Consider the following 24,009-nt stretch of genomic DNA (forward strand, 5'->3'; position numbering starts at 1 on the left):
ATGGACAAGAAGACGACTTCACACGACGGCACCTCCCTCGCGTACGAGAGCACCGGTCAGGGCCCCGCGGTCATCCTGGTCAGCGGGGCCATGTCGACGGGAGCGACGGTGGCGCCGCTGGCCGTGCCGCTGTCCGGGGGTTTCCGCGTCGTCTGGTACGACCGCCGGGGCCGCGGCGCGAGCGGCGACACGCCTCCGTACGCGGTGCGGCGTGAGGTCGAGGACCTTGCGGCGCTGATCGAGGCCGCGGGCGGCGAGGCGTCGCTGTACGGCGTCTCCTCGGGCGGCGCGCTCGCGCTGCACGCGGCGGCGAGCGGGCTGCCGGTGCGCCGGGTCGCGGTGTACGAGCCGCCGTTCGCCGTGTACGAGGGCGGGGCGAAGGAACGCGCCGAGTACACCCGGGGTCTGACCGAGGCGCTCGCCCAGGGCCGGCCCGGCGACGCGGTGGAGCTGTTCCTGCGGCTCACCGGGCTGGCCGAGGAGATGATCCAGGGTGCCCGCCGGTCCCCCATGTGGCCCGGCATGGAGGCCGTCGCGCCGAGCCTCGCCCACGACAACGCCGTGATGGGCGACGGCCTGGTCCCCCGGGACCTGCTGGCCTCGATCACCGTCCCCGTCCTGGCCGTCGCGGGAGGGGCGAGCCCCGCCTGGCTGCGCGAGGGGGCGCAGGAGGTCGCCGAGGCGGCGCCGGAGGGCACGTACCGGGCGCTGGAGGGGCAGACCCACATGGTGGACCCGAACGCCCTCGCACCCGTGCTGGCGGAGTTCTTCGCCCGGTGAACCCGGGTGCCGGCCCGAGCAGGCCCCAGCCCGGCCGAGCCGGTCCGGGCCGGGCCGAGCCGAGCCGGGCCGAGCCGAGCCGGGCCGAGCCGGGCCGAGCCGGGCCGAGCCGGGCCGAGCCGGGCCGAGCCGGACCGAGCCGGGCCGAGCCGGACCGAGCCGGACCGAGCCGGACCGAGCCGGTCCGGTCCGGGCCGGGCCGGGCCGGGCCGGGCCGAGCCGAGCCGAGCCGAGCCGGACCGGGCCGGACCGGGCCGGACCGAGCCGGTCCGGACCGAGCCGAGCCGAGCCGAGCCGGGCCGGACCGAGCCGGTCCGGACCGAGCCGAGCCGAGCCGAGCCGGGCCGGACCGAGCCGGTCCGGACCGAGCCGGTCCGGACCGAGCCGAGCCGAGCCGAGCCGAGCCGAGCCGAGCCGAGCCGAGCCGAGCCGAGCCGAGCCGAGCCGGGCCGGGCCGGGCCGGGCCGAGCCCGGCGGCTCCTCCCGTTACGCCACGCCCGCCGTCGCCCGCACCGTGGACGCGATCGTCGCCGACCCCACCACGCGCGTGCCGTCGTACAGGACGATCGCCTGGCCGGGGGCCACGCCCCGGACCGGCTCCGCGAAGGTGACCTCCAGGGAGCCGTCGACGAGTTCGGCGGTGACCTCGGTCTCGCCGCCGTGGGCGCGCAGCTGGGCGGTGTAGGTGCCGGGGCCGGTCGGGGCGGCGCCGCACCAGCGCGGCTTGATGGCGGTGAGCGCGCTCACGTCCAGGGCGTCGGCCGGGCCGACCGTCACCGTGTTGTTCACCGGCGAGATGTCGAGGACGTAGCGCGGCTTGCCGTCGGCGGCGGGGGTGCCGATGCGCAGGCCCTTGCGCTGGCCGATGGTGAAGCCGTACGCGCCCTCGTGGGTGCCGAGCTTCGCGCCCGACTCGTCGACGATCTCGCCCTCGGCCTTGCCGAGACGGGAGGCGAGGAAGCCCTGGGTGTCGCCGTCGGCGATGAAGCAGATGTCGTGCGAGTCGGGCTTCTTGGCCACCGCGAGGCCCCTGCGCTCGGCCTCCGCGCGGATCTCGTCCTTGGTCGTCGTGGTGTCGCCGAGGGGGAACATCGCGTGGGCGAGCTGCCGGTCGTCCAGGACGCCGAGGACGTACGACTGGTCCTTGGCCATGTCGGAGGCGCGGTGCAGCTCGCGGGTGCCGTCGTCCCGCACGATCACCTGGGCGTAGTGGCCCGTGCAGACCGCGTCGAAGCCGAGGGCGAGGGCCTTGTCGAGCAGGGCGGCGAACTTGATCTTCTCGTTGCAGCGCAGGCAGGGGTTCGGGGTGCGGCCGGCCTCGTACTCGGCGACGAAGTCCTCGACCACGTCCTCGCGGAAGCGGTCGGCGAGGTCCCACACGTAGAACGGGATGCCGATGACGTCCGCGGCGCGGCGGGCGTCGCGCGAATCCTCGATGGTGCAACAGCCACGGGCGCCCGTGCGGAACGATTGCGGGTTCGCCGACAGGGCGAGGTGGACGCCGGTCACGTCGTGTCCCGCCTCGGCCGCGCGGGCGGCGGCGACGGCGGAGTCGACCCCGCCCGACATGGCGGCGAGGACGCGGAGAGGACGAGTGGGCTGCGTGGTGTCAGTCATAACCCTTCAAGAGTAAGGGGGCTCGGGAACCGCAGCCCACGAGTATCCGTTCACGATCACATGGGGGCCACAGGAGCAGGCAAGGACAGGACCGCCGGTGCGGACACGGACCGGCGGATCGGCCGGCGCGCACTGCTGATCGGCGGTACGGCGGCCGCGGCGGGCACGGCCGTGCTGGCCCGTGACGAGCTGGCACGCCTGTGGTGGCGGGCGCCCGGCGTGGAGAAGCCGCGCAAGCAGGGCGAGGTCGACTACGCCGGCGCGCGCTGGGTGGCCGCGTCCGACGCGAACTGGCGGCGCGCGGACCGCCCCGACGACTTCGGCATAGACATGGTGGTCATCCATGTCACCCAGGGCAGCTTCGACAGCGCGGTGAAGGTCTTCCAGGACCCCGGACACGGCGCGGCCTCGCACTACATCGTCCGCAAGGACGGGCACATCACGCAGATGATCCGCGAGCTGGACGTGGCGTACCACGCGGGCAACCGCGACTACAACGAACGCAGTGTCGGCATCGAGCACGCGGGCTTCGTCGACCGGCCGCAGGACTTCACGGACGAGATGTACGAGGCCTCGGCCCGGCTCACGGCCCGCATATGCGCGCGCTACGACATCCCGGTCGACCGCGAGCATGTCATCGGCCATGTGGAGGTGCCGGGGACGGACCACACCGATCCCGGGAAGCACTGGGACTGGGACCGGTACATGAAGCTCGTACGGCAGGCTCGTACGGCGGTGGCCTGAGCGGTCCCGGTAAGGCCCCGGGGGAGGGTCCTACGTCAGTCCCGCCGCGCGTGCCCGCTCCACCGCCGGGCCGATCGCCTTGGCGACGGCCTCGACGTCGGCCTCCGTGGAGGTGTGGCCGAGGGAGAAGCGGAGGGTGCCGCGGGCCAGGTCCGGGTCGGTGCCGGTGGCGAGGAGGACGTGGCTGGGCTGGGCGACGCCCGCGGTGCAGGCGGAGCCGGTGGAGCACTCGATGCCCTGGGCGTCCAGGAGGAGGAGCAGGGAGTCGCCCTCGCAGCCGGGGAAGGTGAAGTGGGCGTTGGCCGGCAGGCGGCCGCCGGGAGCCGGGTCGCCGCCCAGGATGGCGTCGGGGACCGCCTTGAGGACCTCCTCGACCAGGCTGTCGCGCAGGGTGCCGATCTCGCGCTCGAACCACTCGCGCTGTTCGGCGGCCAGCCGGCCGGCGACCGCGAAGGAGGCGACCGCGGGGACGTCGAGGGTGCCGGAGCGGACGTGCCGCTCCTGGCCGCCGCCGTGCAGGACGGGGACGGGGGTGTGCTCACGGCCCAGGAGAAGGGCGCCGATGCCGTACGGACCGCCGATCTTGTGGCCCGAGACCGTCATCGCGGCGAGGCCGGAGGCGGCGAAGTCGACGGGTACCTGGCCGAAGGCCTGGACGGCGTCGGCATGCAGGGGGACGTCGAACTCGGCGGCTGTTTCGGCGAGTTCACGGATCGGCAGGACCGTGCCGATCTCGTTGTTCGCCCACATGACGGTGGCCAGGGCGACGTCGTCGGGGTTGCGGGCGATGGCCTCGCGCAACGCGTCGGGGTGGACCCTGCCGTACGCGTCGACCGGCAGGTACTCGATCGTGGCGCCCTCGTGTTCGCCCAGCCAGTGGACGGCGTCCAGGACGGCGTGGTGCTCGACGGGGCTCGCGAGGACCCGGGTGCGGGCCGGGTCGGCGGCGCGGCGGGACCAGTAGAGGCCCTTGACGGCGAGGTTGTCGGCCTCGGTGCCGCCGGAGGTGAAGACGACCTCGCTGGGACGGGCGCTGAGCGCTTCCGCGAGGGTCTCGCGGGCCTCCTCGACGGTTCGCCTCGCTCGGCGGCCCGATGCGTGGAGGGAGGACGCGTTGCCGGTGCTGGCCAGGTGCGCGGTGAGTGCCTCGACTGCCTCGGGAAGCATCGGGGTGGTCGCGGCGTGGTCGAGGTATGCCATGGTGACGCCGATTCTACGGGGCCTGGGGCCGGGCCTCGGCGGGGCGTCTCGCGGTGGCGGACCGGGCGGCGCCGCGGTCACAGGCTCCGGCCGCGGTCAGAAGCTCCAGGAGACCGAGCTGTCCATCTGCATGAACGCCAGCAGGACCAGCAGGTCGGCGACCCCGAGCCCCATGCCCAGGTAGGCGCGGCCCTTGCGGGTCGTGCCACGCCACAGGGAGACGGCTGCCAGGACGATGGCGGTCGGGCCGAGCACGACGTTGAGGACGAGGAGGCCGAGAAGGCCGAGGACGAAGGATGCGACGGCCATGCCGTCGGCGTCGCGGATGCCGGTGCGGCGGGCGGCCGGTGCGGTGAGTTGCATGACGGGTCAGCTCCTGGAAGTCGCGGAAGTCACGGGACGTTGGTCAGTGGGTGGTTCCGCGGCGGCGGCCGTGGCGCTCGCGGATCGCGAAGATGCCGAGCCAGGCGGCGATCACGACGGCGGCGACGGCGGTGAAGCCGATCGGCGCGTGCGCGACGGTGCCGAGGACGACACCGAGCAGCAGGAGTGCGGCGACGAGGAACAGCATGGGTGGGACCCCCTCCGACGAGATGCCTCTCGATGCCTCTTGGCGGCGATCGATGACGACTCTCGTCACGTCTCATTGCGTTTCGGTGAACGGTTGTAGTTACACTTGTTCACTGACTTCCCAGTCTAGCGCCTCCTATGACTTTCCAATTACAGAGAACAGTTGTTAACTGCATGGCATGAGTCACACCCTCGGCATCCGGCAGGCACAGAAACAGAAGACCCGGCAGGCACTCCTCGACGCCGCGTTGGAACTGCTGGAGGAGCAGAGCCTGAGCAGTCTCGGCCTGCGTGAGGTCACCCGTGCCGTCGGCGTCGCCCCCACGGCCTTCTACCGGCACTTCCGCTCCACCGCGGATCTCGGCGTGGCCCTGGTCGAGGAGGCGGTGGGCGGCCTGCACCCGATGATCCGGACGACGGTGTCCGGGGCCGACGACCACGACCAACGCATCACCCGTGCCGTCCAGTTGATCGCCGGTCATGTGGCCGAGCACCCCGCACATGTCCGCTTTATCGCCCGCGAGCGACACGGCGGAGTCCAGCCGGTGCGGGAGGCGATACGCGGCCAACTGGCCCGGTTCGGCGAGGAGGTGAGGGCCGAGCTGGCCAAGGACCCCGAGTCGGCGGGCTGGAGCGAGGACGACCTCCTCATGCTGGCCAACCTGTACGTCGACCAGATGCTGATCACCGCCTCCCTGTTCCTGGAGGCGCTGGAGGCCACCGAGGAGGAGCGCGAGCGGGTCGTCCAGGTGGCGACCCGGCAGCTGCGCCTGATCAGCATCGGCCGTGATCACTGGCTGGACTGAGCCCGGGCGTCGGTGCTACGACCTCCGGGCTCGGCCCTGCTTCGCCTACTGGCTCGGGCTGCCGCTCGGCAGTGCGCCACCGCCACCACCCGGACCACCACAGCCACCGCCCTGACCCCCGCCGGGGCCGCCCTGCCCGCCGGTTCCGCCGGAAGGCCCGCCGCTCGGCATGCCGGAGGGGGTGCCGGACAGCTTGGCGGACGGTGGCTGACAGCTCTGCTGCCCGGAGTTGCCACTGTTCGAGGACGAGGAGTCGCCCGCACCGCAGGCCACGAGGGCGAGGGGCGAGAGCGCCAGCAGGGCGACGGCGGGAGCGAGACGCACACGCTTCATGAGGAACAACTCCAGGAAGGATGAGGGAGTCCTGAGGCGGGCACTCAACCAACGTCTCCTGGGGCTTCGTTGGGCCCGCCCTGTCCCCGGCCTGTGCGTAAGGCGAAGCGCGGCCAACGAGACGCGTGTGACCTGGGGTTTCTCTCCCGGCCCGTCACCTGCTCGCTGGTACAGGTCCGTGACAGAGGCGGCCGCGCATGCCGGTTTCCTCGTACGCTTCTGGCGGGGAAAGGACCTCCACCCGGTGGGCGAACCGAAGCAGTTGGCGGGCCTCGCCGACCGTACGGCCCGCGCACGTGGAGCGTTCGGCCTGCCGGACCGGACCCCTCAGCCGAGCCTGGCCCTGGCCAGCTGCCGCGACTGCGCGACCAGCCGGTCGGCGCTGTCCCAGACCTCGGCGTCCTCCTCCAGGAATCCGCCGGCGAGGTTGCGGGTGGTGATCGAGACGCGCAGCGGGCCCGGGGCCGGGCGGCACCGGATGTGGACCGTCAGTTCGACCGTGGGCACCCAGCCCGACAGGCCGATCTCGAAGGCGGTCGGCGGCAGCGCGTCGACCGCGAGGAGCAGCGAGAAGGGGTCGGCGTCACGGCCGTCGGCGAGCCCGAACCAGGCCCGCATCTCCCCCTTGCCGGAGGGCGCTCCGAGCGCCCAGCCCAGCGTCGACGGGTCGAGCTTCAGCATCAGCCGGTCGGCGATCGCCGAGCTGCCGTCGACGGGGGCGGGGCCGTCCTCCGGTCCGAAGCACTGGTCCAGGGGCGGGAAGGCGGGTGGCTCGGCCGCGGTGCGGACGTCGTCCGGCAGCGAGTCCAGGTCGCCGTAGGAGGCGAGGACACGGATGCGTTCGACCTCGCGGCCCTGGTCGTCGTACTGGAAGAGGGAGGCCTGACCGGTCGACAGCGTGCGGCCGGTGCGGACGACGTCCGTGCGGACGACCGCCGGGCCCGGCTGGGACGCGGTCAGGTAGTGCGCCGAGATGGTGAACGGGTCGGCGTGCGGCAGGGCGTCGGCGAGCGCGCGGCCCAGGACGGCGAGCAGGTAGCCGCCGTTGACGGCGCTGATGATCGTCCAGCCGGCGGAGAGGTCGATGTCGTAGACCCCGGGTTCGCGCAGGGTGACCGCGGTGTCCCGGTCGAACTCGCTGTCGCCGATGACGGCGCGCACGGTAGCTGTCTCTGGCATGCCTGAACGGTACAACAGGTGATTACTAAGCGGTAGCTTTGGCTGTTACGGCGGTATGACGTCGATCGCGGCGCCTCAGGTGAGGCGAGGGAAATTTTTCGGTAAGTGTCACCACACATCCGTCAACCCGGACCCTCGGCGGGCCCTCTCCTCAGACATGAGCCTCACCGGGACTTCGTTCCTCTACACCCTGATCGCGATGGCCGTCGCCGCCCTCGCGCTGCCGCTCGTCCTGTGGTCACGGATGCGGGGACCCCGGGCCCTGCGCGTCTCGGCCCGGGTGCTGATGCTGCTGTTCGCGCAGGGCACGGCGGTCGCCCTGGTCTTCACGCTGGTCAACAACCAGAACAACCTCTACGACAACTGGGCCGACCTCCTCGGCACCGGCGACCACGTCCAGCAGGCCGTCGACCTGGGCGCCGACGGCACCGGCGGGATCGCGCTGCAGCGGCTGCCCAGGGTCCGCCAGACGTTCACACCGGCCGGCGGCGTACGCGTGACGCAGCTCAAGGGCCGGGTGTCGGGCGTGAACGCCGAGGTCTACGTCTGGCTGCCGCCGCAGTACGGCGAACCCGCCTACCGGCACCACAGATTCCCGGTCGTCGAGCTGCTGTCGGGCTATCCCGGCTCGGCGAAGGCCTGGTTCGGGTCCCTGCACGCCGACGAACAGCTGCTGCCGCTGATGCGCCACGGCGAGGTGGCGCCGTTCATCCTGGTCGCCCCGCGCACCAACCTGCTGGCCGGCGTGGACCCGGGCTGCGCCAACATCCCCGGCACGGTGAACGCGGACAGCTGGCTCAGCGTGGACGTGCCGAGAATGGTCATGGACAACTTCCGTACCCAGTCCGCCCCCGCGGGCTGGGCGGTGGCCGGGTACTCGGCGGGCGCGCACTGCGCGGCGAAGCTCGCCGTCGCGCACCCCGACCGCTACCGGGCCGCGGTCAGCCTGTCCGGCTACAACGACCCGATCGGCGAACGCGGCTCGCTGGCCGCCCAGAACCCCGTCCTGCGCGACGCGAACAACCCCTACCTGGTGCTGCGCGAGGCCCGCACCCCTCCCGCGATCGCGCTCTATCTCTCCGGGCAGCCGCACGACGGCTACGAGGATGCGGTGGCCCTCGCGCAGATCGCGAAGGCGCCGACGACCGTGCACGTCGTCTACATCCCGAAGAGCGCGGGCGGCCACACCATGGCGCTGTGGCGGCCGCAGGTGGTGCCCGCCTTCCGCTGGCTGACCGAACAACTGGGCTTCGGAGCCGGTGCCGGGATTCATTCGCAGCGCCGGAGCCTTCAGGCCGGGTGAAGCGAGTCTGTCATTGTGACGCGGAGCGTCAGGGGCCCGATCCGGCCGTGCCGCGTAGCGGCACAGCAACGGACGAGAAGGCCGGAATCCTCGAGCTTCGGCCCGAGGAGCAAGTCAATCCTCCCGTACGGTCGACCGGCGGTTCCACGCACGCGGCGCTCGCCAGTGGAACCGCATGGCGAGCAGCCGCAGCACGAAGGCGGTGACGACCGCGAGCGTGCTGGTGAGCGGGTTGAGGACGTCGTAGTGGATGCACAGGACGACCAGGGTGGCGCCGACCATCGCCGGGACGGCGTACAGGTCGCGGTCCCAGCGCAGCAGCGAGGGCACCTCATTGGCGAGCACGTCCCGCAGCACACCGCCGCCGACCGCGGTGGCGAGCCCGAGGGCCGCCGACTGGGTCAGGCCGAGCCCGTACTCGTACGCCTTCGTCGTGCCGGCGACGCAGAACAGGCCGAGGCCGGCCGCGTCGAAGACGTTCACGCCGGACTGGATGCGCTCCACGTGCGGGTGCAGGAAGAAGACCAGGAGGGCGGCCAGCAGCGGGGTGACGAAGTACCCGAGGTCGGTGAAGGCGGCGGGCGGTACGGCCCCGATGATCAGGTCGCGGAACAGCCCGCCGCCCAGCGCGGTGACCTCGGCGAGGACGGCGATGCCGAAGACGTCGAAGTTCTTGCGCACGGCCAGCAGGGCGCCGGAGATCGCGAAGACGAAGATGCCGATCAGGTCGAGCGTGTGCTGAACGGACGGGCTGAACAGTTGCTGAAGCACCCTTCCATTCTTACGCATAACTGAGCCCCCGCCTTGCGATGGAAGGCGGGGGCTCGGTTACGGGCTACTTGCCGTTGGTGTCCTTGGTGACGTCGGTCTCCTTGGCGACCTCCGCCGCCACCGCGGCCGACGTCTCCGCCGACTCCGCCAGCACCTCGTCCGCGACCAGTTCGGCCGCCTCCTTGGCCACCGTGAGCAGCACGGTGTCCTGCGGGGCCTGGTCCTCGAAGTTCTCCGGGTGGTGACAGGCGACCTGCTGGCCGGGCTTCAGCTCCGCGAGCGGCGGCTCGGTCGTCCTGCAGATCTCCGTCGCCTTCCAGCACCGGGTGTGGAAACGGCAGCCGCTCGGCGGCGAGATCGGCGAGGGCACGTCGCCCTTGAGCAGGATGCGCTCGCTCTTGGCCGACTTGCGGCGCGGGTCCGGGATCGGCACCGCCGACATGAGCGCCTTGGTGTACGGGTGCATCGGCGCCCGGTACAGCGCGTCGCGGTCGGCGAGCTCCACGATCTTGCCGAGATACATCACGGCGATACGGTCCGAGACATGGCGTACGACGGACAGGTCGTGCGCGATGATCACGTACGTCAGGCCCAGCTCCTGCTGGAGGTCGTCCAGGAGGTTCACGACCTGCGCCTGGATCGACACGTCCAGAGCCGAGACCGGCTCGTCCGCCACGACCAGCTTCGGGTTCAGCGCGAGCGCGCGGGCGATGCCGATGCGCTGGCGCTGGCCGCCGGAGAACTCGTGCGGGTAGCGGTTGTAGTGCTCGGGGTTGAGGCCCACGACCGACAGCAGCCGCTGCACCTCCTTCTTGATGCCGCCCTCGGGCTCGACGCCCTGCAGCTTGAAGGGAGCGCCGACGATCGTGCCGATGGTGTGGCGCGGGTTCAGCGAAGAGTACGGGTCCTGGAAGATCATCTGCACGTCGCGGCGCAGCGGGCGCATGCCGCTCACCCCGAGGTGCGTGATGTCCTTGCCCTCGAACTCGACCTTGCCCGCGGTCGGTTCGAGCAGCCGGGTGATCAGCCGGCCCATCGTGGACTTTCCGCAGCCGGACTCGCCCACGACGCCGAGCGTCTCGCCGGAGCGGACCTCGAAGTCGATGCCGTCGACCGCGTGCACCGCGCCGACCTGCCGCTGGAGCAGACCCTTCTTGATCGGGAAGTGCTTCTTCAGCCCGGTCACCTTCAGCAGGACCTCGCCGGGGGCGGGGTCCTTCGTGAGGGTCGCGGCGCCCTCCTCCTGAGGCGCACCGCCCTGCGCGGGAATGGTCACCGCTTTCTCGTCGTCACTCACAGCTTCGGCGCAATCTCTTCGGTCCAGATACGCTCCCGCTGCTCCGTGCCCAGGTGGCAGGCGGCCCAGTGCCGGCTGCCCACTTCGGCGAGCTCGGGGCGGACGGTGCGGGTGACGTTGTCCTTCGGGAGGTCCGCGTACGGGCAGCGCGGGTTGAAGGCGCAGCCCGACGGGATGTTGATCAGCGAGGGCGGGGAGCCCTTGACCGGGATCAGACGCTCCTGCTGCTCACGGTCCAGGCGCGGCATCGAGCCGAGCAGACCCCAGGTGTAGGGATGCCGGGGCTCGTAGAACACCTTGTCGGCCGGGCCCCGCTCGACGCAGCGGCCGCCGTACATCACCAGGATGTCGTCGGCCAGTTCGGCGACGACGCCCAGGTCGTGGGTGATGACGATGACCGCGGAGCCGAACTCCTTCTGCAGATCCCGGATCAGGTCGAGGATCTGCGCCTGGACGGTCACGTCCAGAGCGGTCGTCGGCTCGTCCGCGATCAGCAGCTCGGGGTTGTTGACCAGCGACATCGCGATCATCGCGCGCTGGCGCATACCGCCGGAGAACTCGTGCGCGTAGCTGTCGACCCGCTTGTCCGGCTGCGGGATGCCCACCCGGTCGAGCATCTCGACCGCGCGACGCTTGGCGGTCTTCTTGTCGACGTCGTGGTGGATCCGGTACGCCTCCACGATCTGCTGGCCGATCGTGTAGTACGGGTGCAGCGCCGACAGCGGATCCTGGAAGATCATCGCCATCTCGCGGCCGCGCAGCTTGCGCACGTAGTCCGGGTCGGCGGACAGGAGTTCGGTCCCGTCCAGCCAGATCTCGCCGGAGATCTGGGCCTTGCGCTTGCCGTACTGGCCGGCGGTGTGCAGGCCCATGATGCCGAGCGAGGTCACCGACTTGCCGGAGCCGGACTCGCCCACGATGCCGAGGGTCTTGCCCTTCTCCAGCTGGAAGCTGAGCCCGTCGACGGACTTGACCAGGCCGTCGTCGGTCGGGAAGTGCACCTTCAGGTCGCGCACTTCCAGGAAGGAGGTCGGGGCGGGCGAGGAACCGGTGGGCTCGCCCACGGCCGCTCCGCTCTTGCTGAGTTCGGTCATGTGAGCCTCACTCGGGGGTCGATCACGGCGTACAGGATGTCCACCACGAGGTTGGCGACGAGCACCGCGAGGGATGTGATCAGGGTGACGCCCACGATGATGGGCAGGTCCTGGTTGCGGATGGCGTCCAGTACGGCCCGGCCGAGGCCGGGCAGGTTGAACGTGGACTCGGTCAGGATCGCGCCACCGATCAGGGCCCCGAGGTCCATCCCGAGCATGGTCAGGATCGGCGTCATCGTCGAGCGCATGGCGTGCTTGCCGATGACGGTCTGTTCCTTGAGGCCCTTGGCGCGGGCGGTGCGGATGTAGTCCTCGCCCAGGATCTCCATCATGGTGGCGCGGGTGATCCGGGCGTACATCGCCGCGTAGAGGAACGCCAGGGTGATCCACGGCAGGATCATGCCGCCGAACCAGCCGCCGAAGCTCTCCTCCAGGGGCACGTACTGCGCGTCGATCCATTTCAGCCCGAAGGCGAAGATCGCCAGGCTGAGCATGCCGGTGAAGTAGATGGGGAGGGAGACACCCGCGAGGGCGACGACCATCGCACCGCGGTCCCACAGGGTGCCCCGCTTGAGCGCGGAGAGCACACCCGCCGCGACACCGAAGACCAGCCACAGCACGGCCGCACCGAGCGCGAGACCCAGGGTCACCGGGAATCGGTCGGTGAGCACCGGCCAGACGGCCTGCTCGCTGCGGAAGGAGTAGCCGAAGCACGGTGCGGAGCAGTGGATCGTGTCGCCGCCGCCCGTGTAGGTGCGGCCGGCGAAGATGCCCTTGAAGAACTCCCAGACCTGGGCGTAGATCGGATCGCCCAGGCCGAGCTTCTCGCGCACGCCCTCGACGGCGGCAGGGTCGGCCTGCTTGCCCACGAAGCTCAAGGCGATGTCTACGCCCGCCCACTTCGGGACGAGGAAGAAGATGCCGAAGACCACCATGATGATGACCACGAGCATCACTGCGGCGGCGAACAACCGCCTGATGAGGTAAGCGAGCACAGCTCTCGGCCCGCCGCGGACCGCGGGCCACCGGAGGTCTTCCGGTGGCCCGCGATCACGCTGCGCCGGCCTTCACCTGCCTTTCGTGCCGTTCGGCGGGTGTGCCGGGATTACTTCTTCGGGTTCTTCAGACCGAGGTTGACGAAGTCGTACTGACCGCTGTATCCGTCGGTCGTGTAGACGTTCGCCAGGTTGCTCGAGCGCCAGTTGATGAACTTCTCGTAGACGAAGGGCAGGTAGTACGCGCCCTCCATCACCTTGTGGTTGATCTCCGTGGCGATCTTTTCCTTGCCGGCGTCGTCCAGGGTCGTGACGTACGAGTCGAACAGACCGTCGATCGTCTTGTCGTCGATGAGCGCGTAGTTGTTGTTACCGCTCTCCTGGATGTACTTGCTGCTCCACAGCGGCAGACCGAAGCCCTGGACGGACGGGAAGTCCGGACCCCAGCCCATGATGATGATGCCGTAGTTCTTCTTCTTCACGTTCGCCGGGCTGCCGATGATGCCGGCGGTCTGCGAGCCGTCGTACTGGTCGATCTCGGCGGTGATGCCGATCTTCTTCAGCGACGCCTGCAGCGACTGGGCGGTGGCCACCTCGACCGGCTTGTTGTTGCGGACGGCGATGGTGGTCTTGAAGCCGTTCGGCTGACCGCAGGCCTTCAGCTCTTCCTTGGCCTTGGCGATGTTGCCGTCCTTGTTGGCACCGGCGAGCTCGTACGGGTCGTACTTCTGGCCCTCGGAACCCGGGACGGACGGCGGCAGCATGTTGGTGCCGATGTCACCACCGGCGATCGGGCCACCGCGAGCGGTCTGCAGCGACACGTGGTCGGCACCGTAGATGACGGCCTTGCGGCACTCGATCTTGTCGAACGGCTTCACGCTCTGCGGGAAGACCGCGTAACGGATGTAGCCGGAGACCGGGTTGTCCAGGTTGGCCTTGTGCTGCTTGAGGGCGGTGGTGCGGCCCTGCGGCGACATGCCGGTCTGGTTCAGGTCGAGGTCCAGGTCACCGTTGAGCAGGCGCTGGTCCAGCTGGTTGGCGTCCGAGAAGAACTGGATGGTGATCTTGTCCGGGTAGGCCTTGCGGATGGGGTCCGAGGCCTGCTTCCACTCGGTGTTGCGGACCAGGGTGAGGTCCTTGCCCGGGTTGTAGGACTGGAACTTGTACGGGCCGGAGGAGAACGGGTGCAGGCCGTACTTGCCCTTGGTGTCCTTGTCCTGGCGGACCGGCGAGGCCGAGACCAGGGCCAGCATCTCCTCGAAGTCCGAGTTGGCCTGCGGCAGCTTGAAGACGATGGTCTTGTCGTCCGGCGTCTCGATGGCCTTCAGACCGAGCTTGTCGGCGGAGGTGTCCTTGTACGGGCCCTTGTACTCGCCCTTGGGGTCGAGCACGTCCTTCAGGTACGTCGGACCGCCGGACAGCACGTCCTGCGCCCACACACGCTCGATGCCGTACTTGACGTCCTTCGAGGTGATCGGCTTGCCGTCCTCCCACGTACTGCCGTCGCGCAGCGTGTACGTGTAGGTCTTGCCGTCGTCCGTGACCTTGGCGGTCGAGGTGGCGAGGTCCGGAGTGATCTCGGCACCGGCCGCGCCCGGCTCCGCCTTGTTCGTGACGAGCTGGCGGCTGTAGTAGCGGGCGAAGTTCCACATCATGCCGTAGTAACCGCGCGTGGTGTCCCACGAGTCGGCGTCCTGGGCACCACCGAACTTCAGAGTGCCGCCCTTCTTGGCGGCGGAGGCCTGGGCGACCTTGTTGTTCGCGGCGTCGAAGCCGGCGGCGCCGGTGCTCGAGCCCTTGTCGCCGTCGTCTCCACCGCCGCCGCCGCACGCCGCCGTGGTCAGCAGCGCGGCGACCGCGGCGACAGCGGCAAACGCCTGCTTCCGCCGCCCTGAGGTGCGTTGGGTAGTCACGATCTCGGATCCTCCGGATTTGATGAGAGACCCCGTGTGAGTGCCACGGGACAGTTGGGGTGCCGCGCTTGGACGGTCAGCGGTTCAACGGGAAGCCTTCGGGTCCAGCGCGTCCCGGACGCCGTCGCCGAAGAGGTTGAAGGCCAGCACGGTGATGAAGATCGCCACGCCTGGGACCACCATGTACATGGGGTCCGACTCGTAGTAGTCGATCGCACTCGAGAGCATCTGCCCCCACGAGGCCGTGGGCGGCTTGACGCCCACGCCCAGGAAGCTGAGCGCCGCCTCGGTGAGGATGTTGGTGGGGATCATCATCGTCGTGTACACGACGATCGGGGCGACGAGGTTCGGCAGCAACTCCTTGAACAGGATGTACAGCCGCCCCGCGCCCAGCGATCGGGCCGCCTCGACGTACTCGCGCTCACGCAGCGAGAGCGTCTGGCCGCGCACGACGCGTCCGATGTAGGGCCAGCCGAAGAAACCGATGACGAGGATCATCACGAAGACACGCACGCTCGAACCGGTCAGCCCCAGCATGTCGTTCGGCATGACGGAGACCAGCGCGATGATGAACAGCAGCTGCGGGAAGGCGAGCAGACCGTCCATCACCCGGCTGATCACGGAGTCGACCCAGCCGCCGAAGAAGCCGGCGAGGATGCCCAGCACCGTTCCGAGGATCACGGCCACCAGCGCGGACAGGAAGCCGACCAGCAGCGAGATCCGGGCGCCGTAGAGGATGCGGGCGAGGATGTCGCGGCCGTTGACCGGCTCGACGCCGAGCAGGTGTTCGCCGCTGATGCCGCCCAGAGAGCCCGTAGGCGTACCGAACAGCGGGTCGATGAGGTTCTCGTGGTACTCGTTCGGGTCCTGCCCGAGGATCCCGGTGATGACCGGGGCGAGCAGCGCGAGCAGCACGAGGAAGAGAACCACGACGCCACCCGTCAGGGCGAGCTTGTCCCGCTTGAGGCGCTCCCAGGCGATCCGGCCCAGGGAGCGTCCCTGAACGGCCTTGGCATCGGCGCTGACCAGCGCCGCTTCTTCGGCCGCACTCGGGGCCGCTTCCGCGGTCGGCTCGTGCAATGGTGCCGTCATCTGGCAGGGACCCCTCTCAACCGGCGGTAGCCGGCCCGCACTTGCCGCTGTGGCGGCATTGATCAGTCCGTCGTACACAGGGACGAAAGGTCCCTGGTGCCGGAGTCTTCAACGCTTTGGCGATCTGTTGCCAGACTTGGCGGTGAAAGGATGCATAAACGTGATGCGGGCTGGAGGGTTCCGTTATCCGGACGCCGGGTAACGCGGGGCGGACGCAGACCAGTTGGGACATTCGCGGCGAATACGGACGATCCACCCTGTTCTACGCGCGAAGATGTGCCGGGCTCTCAGGGCCGGGCAGTCGTTCGGTCAGTATCCGCCGCGAGCCGGCGGATAGCCGTATCCGGCCGCCGGAGCCTGGACCGAGGAGGGGGCCGGGGCGGGCGCCGCATGGGCCTCACGGTCGTAGAACGGGCGGGCGCTCGCCCGCATCCACAGCGCCACCGGGTCGTACTCGTCGGACATCGCCACGGTCGACACCGGCAGCCCGTCCGGGACCGCTCCGATCGACTGCTGCATCATCGCGCGCACCGAGTCGACGGCCGGCGGACTGGTGTCGTACACGTCGAGACCGATGGCCAGATACGGCGCCCCGAGCGCGGGTTGCACCCAGGCCCGGCGCAGGGAGCGGACGGCCGGGGTGCGGTGGGCGTTCTGCGCCATCAGGGCGTAGAACTGCGGGATTTCGATACCGGGCTCGGACAGCCGGAGCGGACCGGCGGGCTGGCGCTCCAGGCCGGTGGCGATGCGGCGCAGATCGAGCCACGGGATGCCGACGCCACCACCGGGGGCGTGCGGGTTCAGCCACAGGCCGTAGTGGTCCGGGTAGAGGGTGCGGGCGACGTCGATTCCGTCGACGACCTCGTAGGAGCGGTTCCAGCCGCTGGCCGAGAGTTCCTGGGCCGAGGTGACGCACGGGGCGTAGCCGTAGCCGTCGACCTCCATGTTTCCGTACTGGGCGTCGGGGGAGCCTGCCTGGCCGTGCCACAGGAGCATCCAGATCTGGCCGGAGGAGGGGGTCGCGAGCGCGCGCAGGAGTGCCTCGTAGGCGTCGTAGCGCCCGGGCGTCACCTGGCGCAGCATGTGCTCGACCTGACCGGCCGCGATGCCGCTGGCGCTCACCTGTACCGCCCCTTCGTGAAGTTCCTCGATATGAAACCAGCTTATGTGGCGGCGCCGACAGCAGCCGCCCAGGAGCTCGGGACTTGTTCGCCGTCGGCCGGTGCAGGTGGTGGGGGCCGGTCGTGCGGTTCCCGAGCCCTTGAAATACCTCAGTAGCCGTACTGATAGAAGGGCCGGACCTGCTCGCGCATCCAGTGGCCCACCGGGTCGTCCGCCACGTCCAGGAGGACCAGGTTGACCGGCCAGGGGGCCGGGGCGCGGCCCAGGGCCCTCGCCAGGGCGTCCATGGGGACCGTACGCAGGTCGGGGGCCTCCCCGTGGGAGAGCTCCACGCCCACGAACATCACCGGGTCCGCGGTCTCGATCGCCGCCAGGCAGCGGCGGGCCGTGAGGATGACGCCTGTCGACGCGAACTCGGCCGAGGCGGCGGCGAGGAAGTCGACGGGGTCGTTCTGCCAGTCCGGCTCGTAGAGCTTGACGCGTCCGCCGCTCGCCGGGCCGTACAGCGGGGTGCGGCCGGAGCGGCACAGGTCGGCCACGGCGGCCGGGGGCAGCGGGACGCCGACCGTGCCGTCCGGGTTCACGGCGATGCCGATCTGCGGGGGCAGGCCGCGGGCGAACTCCACCGCGGGCGCGATGGTGTACGACAGGTGCGAGCCGACGACCTGGCGGAACTGCTCCTCGGAGCTGAAGACCGGCACGTAGGCCTGGCCGTCGATCTCCAGGGTGGGGAGGTCGAGCGGACCGCTGTGCGGGCCGCCGCCGCCTGGCAGCGGCACCCACACGAAGCTGCGGCCGAGCACCTCGATGATCCGCCCGCCGGCTCCGGGGATGCCGAGGGAGGCGGAGAGCACCTCCTCCAACTCGTTGCCGGGCCATCCGCCGTGCGAAGGGGGGTGTGCCTGTGCCGGGAACTCCGAGAAGCCCGCTGGGAGATCCGCCGGGAAGTCCATCTGCTGCCTACCGCCTGCCGAGTACCGCTGCTGTGGCTGAAAGGCTAGCGGGTACGGACCGGTGGGGGTCAGCCCGTGAAGCCGATCCGGCGCAGGACGTTCGCCGCGTCCCGGTCGATCAGGACCGCCGAGTCGCAGCCCTGGGGCAGATCGCCCTTCTCCACGGAGCTGATCAGACGGGAGGCCGCGCCGCGGTGGCGCAGGAACGCGTACCGCGAGACTCCGCGGCCGCGCTCGCGCTGGCCGGCCAGGGCCGTGTCCGGGGGGACGTCGAGCAGCAGCAGGTGCAGGATGCCGCCGCGGCGGCGGGCCTCGCGGGCCAGCCAGCCGCGCACCCAGGCCTGCGTACCGCAGTCGTGCACGACGACGCCTCCGCCGGAGCGCAGGGCGCGGCGCAGCCCCGCGTAGTGGGCGAGGCGGACGAGCGGGCGGTAGACCCCGTACGGCAGGAAGCGGGACAGCCGGCCGTCCCAGTGGTCGCGGGTGTCCTGGGAGTCGATCCGCACGCCCTTGACCGTGCGCCGCATCAGCGTGGACTTGCCGCTGCCCGGCAGGCCGGTGATCACGACGAGGTCGCGGGGTCCGAAGAGCAGTGCGTGCGGGCTGTGGCCCGCGCGCTCGCGCAGGTCGCGGAGGACGGGTCCGGGGCGCGTTCCGCACGCCTGACGGGCCTTGGCCGCGGGCTGCTCGGGCAGCGCGACGGCCGAGGTCGTGGCGTACGCCGTGGTCCTGTTCACCGTGATCGTCCTCCCCTGGGGCGGGTCACGAGTTCCCCTCCCCGTCGAGTGTAAAGAGAAGGTAATACGCGGCGTCTCCTGTTTTCATGCGCTTACTGCCACAGGCCGGTTACAGATGCGGCCTGCCGCGCACCGAAGATGCGTGCGATGATGTGCGCGCCAACTGCATACCGGCCGTTTGAATCCGCGCGGGAGAGTCCCCAGCCGTACGTCGCTGGGGCGCCGAAGGAGCAAGTCCCTCCCTTGAATCTCTCAGGTCCCCGTTACCGCGCGGGCGAGGCACATCTGAAAAGCGGGCCGCTGCCACAGTGGCTCCACCCAAGGTGCAAGTCGTGACCACCGTTCGCGGGGTCACGTCGAACCTCTCAGGTTCCGATGACAGATGGGGAGGAACGACCTCGCCGTCATGCCTTGGGAGACGACCGTCCGATGAGCAGCACCGCACCCCGTCACACCGCGCTCGATGCCCTGCATCGCGCGCTCGGCGCCACGATGACCGACTTCGCCGGCTGGGACATGCCCCTGCGCTACGGCTCCGAACGCGACGAGCACCAGGCCGTGCGCACCCGGGCCGGTCTCTTCGACCTCTCGCACATGGGCGAGATCACGGTCACCGGGCCGCAGGCCGCGCAGTTCCTGAACCACGCACTGGTCGGCGACATCGCGGCCGTGAAGGTGGGCCGCGCCCGCTACACGATGATCTGCGTCGAGAACGGCGGAATCCTCGACGACCTGATCGTGTACCGGCTGGCCGAAGACGAGTACATGATCGTCGCCAATGCCTCCAACGCCCAGAACGTCGTGAACGAGCTCGGCAACCTCGCTGAGGAGTTCGAGGTCGAGGTCCGCGACGACCGCGATCGCTACGCGCTGATCGCCGTCCAGGGGCCCGAGTCCCCCGGCATCCTCAAGTCGCTCACCGACGCCGACGTCGACGGCCTCAAGTACTACGCCGGCCTGCCCGGCACCGTCGCCGGCGTCCCCGCGCTCATCGCCCGCACCGGCTACACCGGCGAGGACGGCTTCGAGCTGTTCGTGAAGCCGGAGCACGCCGTGGAGCTGTGGCAGGCCCTGACCAAGGCGGGCGAGGGCGTCGGCCTGGTCCCCTGCGGCCTGTCCTGCCGGGACACGCTGCGCCTGGAGGCGGGCATGCCGCTGTACGGGCACGAGCTGTCGCTGTCGTTGACTCCGTTCGACGCCGGGCTCGGCCGGGTGGTGAAGTTCGGGAAGGAGGGCGACTTCGTGGGCCGCGAGGCGCTGGCCGAGGCGGCCGCCCGTGCACAGGCGAACCCTCCGCGCGTCCTCGTCGGCCTGGTCGCCGAGGGGCGTCGCGTCCCGCGCGCCGGGTACGCGGTCGTCGCCGGCGGCGAGGTGATCGGCGAGGTCACCTCCGGCGCGCCCTCCCCCACGCTGGGCAGGCCGATCGCGATGGCGTACGTCGACGCCGCGCACGCGGCGCCGGGCACGCCGGGTGTCGGCGTGGACATCCGGGGCAGCCACGAGCCGTACGAGGTCGTGGCGCTGCCGTTCTACAAGCGCCAGAAGTAGACACTTGAGCGGTTCGTGCGCGTGACCCTGCGCACATTTCCGCTGCTCACGTGCGTTTCCAGCAGTCTCCCATTCACCAGCACTCCCCCGCGTACAGGAGAATTCAGGCCATGAGCAACCCCCAAGCGCTGCGCTACAGCAAGGAGCACGAGTGGCTGTCGGCCGCCGCGGACGGCGTCTCGACGGTCGGCATCACGGAGCACGCGGCCAACGCGCTCGGTGACGTCGTCTTCGTCCAGCTCCCGGAGGTCGGTGCCTCGGTGACCGCGGGCGAGACCTGCGGCGAGCTGGAGTCGACCAAGTCGGTCAGCGACCTGTACTCCCCGGTCAACGGCGAGGTCACCGAGGTCAACGAGGACGTCGTCAACGACCCGTCCCTGGTGAACTCCGCGCCCTTCGAGGGCGGCTGGCTGTTCAAGGTGCGCGTCGCCGAGGAGCCGGGCGACCTGCTCTCCGCCGACGAGTACACCGCCTTTTCCGCCGGCTGAGGAGTCGTACACCCGATGTCCGTTCTGAACACGCCCCTGCACGAGCTCGACCCGGAGATCGCCGCCGCGATCGACGCCGAGGTCGGCCGCCAGCAGTCCACCCTCGAGATGATCGCCTCCGAGAACTTCGCGCCTCTCGCGGTGATGGAGGCGCAGGGCTCGGTCCTGACCAACAAGTACGCCGAGGGCTACCCCGGCCGCCGCTACTACGGCGGCTGCGAGCACGTCGACGTCGCCGAGCAGGTCGCGATCGACCGGGTCAAGGAGCTGTTCGGCGCCGAGTACGCCAACGTGCAGCCGCACTCCGGTGCCTCCGCCAACCAGGCCGCCCTGTTCGCGCTGGCCAAGCCCGGCGACACCATCCTCGGCCTCGACCTGGCGCACGGCGGCCACCTCACCCACGGGATGCGGCTGAACTTCTCCGGCAAGCAGTTCAACGTGGTCGCCTACCACGTGGACGAGGCCGGGCTGGTCGACATGGCCGAGGTCGAGCGGCTCGCCAAGGAGCACCGGCCGAAGGTGATCATCGCGGGCTGGTCGGCGTACCCGCGGCAGCTGGACTTCGCCGAGTTCCGCCGGATCGCGGACGAGGTCGAGGCCTTCCTGTGGGTCGACATGGCGCACTTCGCGGGTCTGGTCGCGGCGGGCCTGCACCCGAACCCGGTCGAGTACGCCGATGTCGTCACCTCCACCACCCACAAGACGCTGGGCGGCCCGCGCGGCGGCATCATCCTCGCCAGGAAGGACTTCGCGAAGAAGCTCAACTCGTCCGTCTTCCCCGGCTTCCAGGGCGGTCCCCTGGAGCACGTGATCGCGGCCAAGGCGGTCTCCTTCAAGGTCGCCGCCTCTGAGAACTTCAAGGAGCGTCAGCGCCGTACGGTCGAGGGCGCGCGGATCCTCGCCGAGCGCCTCACCGCGCCGGACGCCCGTGAGGCCGGCGTGAACGTCCTGTCCGGCGGCACCGACGTGCACCTGATCCTGGTCGACCTGCGCGAGTCCGAGCTGGACGGGCAGCAGGCCGAGGACCGCCTCCACGAGGTGGGCATCACGGTCAACCGCAACGCCGTCCCGAACGACCCGCGCCCGCCGATGGTCACCTCCGGCCTGCGGATCGGTACGCCCGCCCTCGCCACCCGCGGCTTCACGGCCGAGGACTTCACCGAGGTCGCGGACGTCATCGCCGAGGCGCTCAAGCCGTCCTACGACGTCGAAGCCCTCAAGACCCGGGTGAAGGCGCTCGCCGACAAGCACCCGCTGTACCCCGGTCTGAACAAGTAGTTCCTTTTTGTGGCGTGCCCCGCACACTCGTGAGTGTGGGGCGCCCACCCCCTGCACCACCCGTACTGAGGAGTTCCCGTGGCCATCTCGGTCTTCGACCTGTTCTCGATCGGCATCGGCCCGTCCAGCTCCCACACGGTCGGCCCGATGCGCGCGGCCCGCATCTTCGCCCGCCGCCTGCGCAACGAGGCCCTGCTGGAGTCGGTGGTGTCGGTGCGGACCGAGCTGTACGGCTCCCTCGGCGCGACCGGCCACGGCCACGGCACGCCCAAGGCGGTGCTGCTCGGCCTGGAGGGCGACTCGCCCCGCACCGTGGACGTGGAGAAGGCCGACCAGCGGGTGGCGGACATCAGGGAGGCGGGCCGGCTGCGGCTGCTCGACGAGCACGAGATCGGCTTCGACTTCGACAAGGACCTCGTCCTCCACCGCCGTAAGACCCTCCCGTACCACGCCAACGGCATGACCCTGTGGGCGTACGACGCCTCGGGGGCGGAACTGCTCACGAAGACGTACTACTCGGTGGGCGGCGGCTTCGTCGTCGACGAGGACGCGGTGGGCGCGGACCGCATCAAGCTCGACGACACGGTGCTCAAGTACCCCTTCCGCACGGGCGACGAGCTGCTGCGCCTGACACGGGAGACCGGCCTGTCGATCTCCGCGCTGATGCTGGAGAACGAACGGGCCTGGCGCACGGAGGAGGAGATCCGCGCGGGGCTGCTGGAGATCTGGCGGGTGATGCAGGCGTGCGTGTCGCGCGGCATGGCCCGCGAGGGCATCCTGCCGGGCGGGCTCAAGGTCCGCCGCCGGGCCGCCATGTCGGCACGTCAGCTCCGGGCGGAGGGCGACCCGTTGGCGCACGCGATGGAGTGGATCACGCTCTACGCGATGGCGGTGAACGAGGAGAACGCGGCGGGCGGGCGCGTGGTGACCGCGCCGACGAACGGAGCGGCCGGCATCATCCCCGCGGTGCTCCACTACTACATCAACTTCGCGGCGGGCGCAGCCTCCGAAGGAGAAAAAGAGGACGGCGTGGTCCGCTTCATGCTCGCCGCCGGCGCGATCGGCATGCTCTTCAAGGAGAACGCCTCCATCTCCGGCGCCGAGGTCGGCTGCCAGGGCGAGGTCGGCTCCGCCTGCTCGATGGCGGCGGGCGCGCTCGCCGAAGTCCTCGGCGGCTCCCCGGAACAGGTCGAGAACGCCGCCGAGATCGGCATGGAACACAACCTCGGCCTCACCTGCGACCCGGTCGGCGGCCTCGTCCAGATCCCGTGCATCGAGCGCAACGGCATGGCCGCGGTGAAGGCGGTCACGGCCGCGCGGATGGCGATGCGCGGAGACGGCACACACAAGGTGTCCCTGGACAAGGTCATCAAGACGATGAAGGACACCGGCGCCGACATGTCCGTCAAGTACAAGGAGACGGCCCGGGGCGGGCTGGCGGTGAACATCATCGAGTGCTGAGGGCGGGGTCCGAAAGGTTCTCGACGTCCTCGGTCATGTCGCGGTGGGATCGCCCGCTGCCGAGAATGCGGGATTTCGCGTGCCGCGCGCGGATCACCCGTGCCAAGGTGGGCCTGCAGTCAGCAACCAACCCGTGTCCCCCACAGGCACTGCAGGGAGCCACCATGCTGCGCGGCATCGACGTGAGCGCCTACCAGTCCGCCACCTACGACACGGACGGCCTCTCCTTCGTCTTCATCAAGGCGACCGAGGGCCGCTCGTACGTCAACCCGAAACTCGCCGCCCAGACGAAGCGGGCCCGCGAGGCCGGCCTGGTCGTCGGCTTCTACCACTTCCTCTGGCCCGGCAATCTGGCGGCCCAGGCGGAGTACTTCGTCGGCAAGGCCCCCGAGAAGGCGGGCGACATCCTGGTCGTCGACTGGGAGACGACCGGCGACGGCAGGCACGCCAGCAACGCGCAGAAGGACAGCTTCCTTCGCAAGGTGAAAGCACTACGGCCGAACAACAGAGTGATCTTGTACTGTAATAGGAACTATTGGCTGACCGTCGACACCACCTCGTACGCCGGCGACGGCCTGTGGATCGCGGACTACGTGACGGCCGGCGAGCCCCGCATCAAGGCGAAGTGGCGCTTCCACCAGTACACCGACGACCCGCTGGACAAGAACGTGGCGGACTTCGCGAGCAAGGCGGCGCTGCGCGAGTGGGCCGAAGGTGCCTGACACTTG

The 24,009-nt window shown here is 70.2% G+C and carries 23 protein-coding genes, 1 pseudogene and 2 riboswitches; of the genes and pseudogenes, 9 read left to right on the plus strand and 15 right to left on the minus strand.

What is annotated here, in order from left to right; all coding sequences use genetic code 11:
• Positions 1–780 (plus strand): alpha/beta fold hydrolase, encoded by a 780-nt coding sequence (locus ACZ5XS_RS32485; RefSeq protein ID WP_468657376.1) that lies wholly within the window; start codon positions 1–3, stop codon positions 778–780.
• Between the two features lie 486 nt (positions 781–1,266).
• Here the strand turns inward: ACZ5XS_RS32485 and mnmA are convergent, their stop codons facing one another.
• Complete coding sequence (mnmA, locus tag ACZ5XS_RS32490; protein ID WP_468657378.1) at positions 1,267–2,397, minus strand: tRNA 2-thiouridine(34) synthase MnmA; 1,131 nt, start codon at positions 2,395–2,397, stop codon at positions 1,267–1,269.
• A 60-nt stretch (positions 2,398–2,457) separates the two neighbouring features.
• Between mnmA and ACZ5XS_RS32495 the strand changes: the two genes are divergently transcribed.
• On the plus strand, positions 2,458–3,141 hold the full coding sequence (locus ACZ5XS_RS32495; protein WP_468657380.1) for an N-acetylmuramoyl-L-alanine amidase: 684 nt from the start codon (positions 2,458–2,460) through the stop codon (positions 3,139–3,141).
• 30 nt (positions 3,142–3,171) lie between these two features.
• Here the strand turns inward: ACZ5XS_RS32495 and ACZ5XS_RS32500 are convergent, their stop codons facing one another.
• The 3 genes from ACZ5XS_RS32500 to ACZ5XS_RS32510 form a co-directional block, all read right to left on the minus strand.
• Complete coding sequence (locus ACZ5XS_RS32500; protein WP_468657382.1) at positions 3,172–4,341, minus strand: cysteine desulfurase family protein; 1,170 nt, start codon at positions 4,339–4,341, stop codon at positions 3,172–3,174.
• Between the two features lie 96 nt (positions 4,342–4,437).
• The gene (locus ACZ5XS_RS32505) at positions 4,438–4,704 is read right to left on the minus strand and encodes a DUF4190 domain-containing protein (protein ID WP_468657384.1); all 267 of its coding nucleotides are present in this window, start codon (positions 4,702–4,704) and stop codon (positions 4,438–4,440) included.
• 43 nt (positions 4,705–4,747) lie between these two features.
• Entirely contained in the window at positions 4,748–4,912 is a 165-nt protein-coding gene (locus ACZ5XS_RS32510; RefSeq protein ID WP_217234760.1) for a hypothetical protein, read from the minus strand.
• Between the two features lie 178 nt (positions 4,913–5,090).
• Here ACZ5XS_RS32510 and ACZ5XS_RS32515 point away from each other — a divergent pair, with 178 nt between their 5' ends.
• A complete protein-coding gene (locus ACZ5XS_RS32515; protein ID WP_468657386.1) occupies positions 5,091–5,717 on the plus strand; it encodes a TetR family transcriptional regulator in 627 nt (208 codons plus the stop codon).
• Between the two features lie 45 nt (positions 5,718–5,762).
• Here ACZ5XS_RS32515 and ACZ5XS_RS32520 read toward each other — a convergent pair whose 3' ends face one another.
• Together ACZ5XS_RS32520 and ACZ5XS_RS32525 are read right to left on the minus strand one after the other, a co-directional pair.
• Positions 5,763–6,050 (minus strand): hypothetical protein, encoded by a 288-nt coding sequence (locus tag ACZ5XS_RS32520; RefSeq protein WP_468657388.1) that lies wholly within the window; start codon positions 6,048–6,050, stop codon positions 5,763–5,765.
• Positions 6,051–6,377: 327 nt separating this feature from the next.
• On the minus strand, positions 6,378–7,229 hold the full coding sequence (locus ACZ5XS_RS32525) for a thioesterase family protein (protein ID WP_468657390.1): 852 nt from the start codon (positions 7,227–7,229) through the stop codon (positions 6,378–6,380).
• Positions 7,230–7,386: 157 nt separating this feature from the next.
• Here ACZ5XS_RS32525 and ACZ5XS_RS32530 point away from each other — a divergent pair.
• A pseudogene (locus ACZ5XS_RS32530) lies at positions 7,387–8,738 on the plus strand (alpha/beta hydrolase).
• On the opposite strand, the gene ACZ5XS_RS32535 reads toward ACZ5XS_RS32530, so the two are convergent.
• The 9 genes from ACZ5XS_RS32535 to ACZ5XS_RS32575 all read right to left on the minus strand — a co-directional run bounded on the left by ACZ5XS_RS32535 (position 8,647) and on the right by ACZ5XS_RS32575 (position 18,512).
• Positions 8,647–9,303 carry a trimeric intracellular cation channel family protein gene (locus ACZ5XS_RS32535; RefSeq protein WP_468657392.1) on the minus strand — a complete coding sequence of 219 codons (657 nt, stop codon included), beginning with the start codon at positions 9,301–9,303 and terminating at the stop codon, positions 8,647–8,649. The pseudogene ACZ5XS_RS32530 and the gene ACZ5XS_RS32535 overlap by 92 nt on opposite strands.
• A 64-nt stretch (positions 9,304–9,367) precedes the next feature.
• The gene (locus ACZ5XS_RS32540; protein ID WP_468657459.1) at positions 9,368–10,579 is read right to left on the minus strand and encodes an ABC transporter ATP-binding protein; all 1,212 of its coding nucleotides are present in this window, start codon (positions 10,577–10,579) and stop codon (positions 9,368–9,370) included.
• A 17-nt stretch (positions 10,580–10,596) separates the two neighbouring features.
• Positions 10,597–11,694: an ABC transporter ATP-binding protein gene (locus tag ACZ5XS_RS32545; protein ID WP_468657394.1), complete on the minus strand. Its 1,098-nt coding sequence runs from the start codon at positions 11,692–11,694 to the stop codon at positions 10,597–10,599.
• Positions 11,691–12,689 (minus strand): ABC transporter permease, encoded by a 999-nt coding sequence (locus ACZ5XS_RS32550; RefSeq protein WP_468657396.1) that lies wholly within the window; start codon positions 12,687–12,689, stop codon positions 11,691–11,693. Before ACZ5XS_RS32550 ends, ACZ5XS_RS32545 begins: the two co-directional genes overlap by 4 nt.
• Positions 12,690–12,799: 110 nt before the next feature.
• Positions 12,800–14,602 carry an ABC transporter substrate-binding protein gene (locus ACZ5XS_RS32555; protein ID WP_468657398.1) on the minus strand — a complete coding sequence of 601 codons (1,803 nt, stop codon included), beginning with the start codon at positions 14,600–14,602 and terminating at the stop codon, positions 12,800–12,802.
• A gap of 84 nt (positions 14,603–14,686) precedes the next feature.
• Positions 14,687–15,694 carry an ABC transporter permease gene (locus tag ACZ5XS_RS32560; protein ID WP_468657400.1) on the minus strand — a complete coding sequence of 336 codons (1,008 nt, stop codon included), beginning with the start codon at positions 15,692–15,694 and terminating at the stop codon, positions 14,687–14,689.
• Positions 15,695–16,003: 309 nt separating this feature from the next.
• Positions 16,004–16,816: an enhanced serine sensitivity protein SseB C-terminal domain-containing protein gene (locus ACZ5XS_RS32565; RefSeq protein WP_468657402.1), complete on the minus strand. Its 813-nt coding sequence runs from the start codon at positions 16,814–16,816 to the stop codon at positions 16,004–16,006.
• 149 nt (positions 16,817–16,965) lie between these two features.
• On the minus strand, positions 16,966–17,769 hold the full coding sequence (locus tag ACZ5XS_RS32570; protein WP_468657404.1) for an enhanced serine sensitivity protein SseB: 804 nt from the start codon (positions 17,767–17,769) through the stop codon (positions 16,966–16,968).
• 68 nt (positions 17,770–17,837) lie between these two features.
• The gene (locus ACZ5XS_RS32575; RefSeq protein WP_468657461.1) at positions 17,838–18,512 is read right to left on the minus strand and encodes an AAA family ATPase; all 675 of its coding nucleotides are present in this window, start codon (positions 18,510–18,512) and stop codon (positions 17,838–17,840) included.
• A gap of 173 nt (positions 18,513–18,685) precedes the next feature.
• Positions 18,686–18,785: riboswitch (glycine riboswitch) on the plus strand.
• A riboswitch (glycine riboswitch) is annotated at positions 18,786–18,898 on the plus strand.
• 37 nt (positions 18,899–18,935) lie between these two features.
• Between ACZ5XS_RS32575 and gcvT the strand changes: the two genes are divergently transcribed.
• From gcvT to ACZ5XS_RS32600, 5 genes are all read left to right on the plus strand, one after another.
• Positions 18,936–20,054, plus strand: coding sequence for a glycine cleavage system aminomethyltransferase GcvT (gcvT, locus tag ACZ5XS_RS32580; protein ID WP_468657406.1), 1,119 nt, complete (start codon positions 18,936–18,938; stop codon positions 20,052–20,054).
• A 110-nt stretch (positions 20,055–20,164) separates the two neighbouring features.
• Positions 20,165–20,542 (plus strand): glycine cleavage system protein GcvH, encoded by a 378-nt coding sequence (gene gcvH, locus ACZ5XS_RS32585; protein ID WP_468657408.1) that lies wholly within the window; start codon positions 20,165–20,167, stop codon positions 20,540–20,542.
• Between the two features lie 15 nt (positions 20,543–20,557).
• Positions 20,558–21,820 carry a serine hydroxymethyltransferase gene (glyA, locus tag ACZ5XS_RS32590; RefSeq protein WP_468657410.1) on the plus strand — a complete coding sequence of 421 codons (1,263 nt, stop codon included), beginning with the start codon at positions 20,558–20,560 and terminating at the stop codon, positions 21,818–21,820.
• 78 nt (positions 21,821–21,898) lie between these two features.
• Positions 21,899–23,281 carry an L-serine ammonia-lyase gene (locus ACZ5XS_RS32595; protein ID WP_468657412.1) on the plus strand — a complete coding sequence of 461 codons (1,383 nt, stop codon included), beginning with the start codon at positions 21,899–21,901 and terminating at the stop codon, positions 23,279–23,281.
• Positions 23,282–23,445: 164 nt separating this feature from the next.
• Positions 23,446–24,003, plus strand: coding sequence for a glycoside hydrolase family 25 protein (locus tag ACZ5XS_RS32600; protein ID WP_468657414.1), 558 nt, complete (start codon positions 23,446–23,448; stop codon positions 24,001–24,003).
• The last annotated feature ends 6 nt before the right edge of the window (positions 24,004–24,009 follow it).

This window comes from Streptomyces sp. NPDC033131 (genome assembly GCF_055578365.1).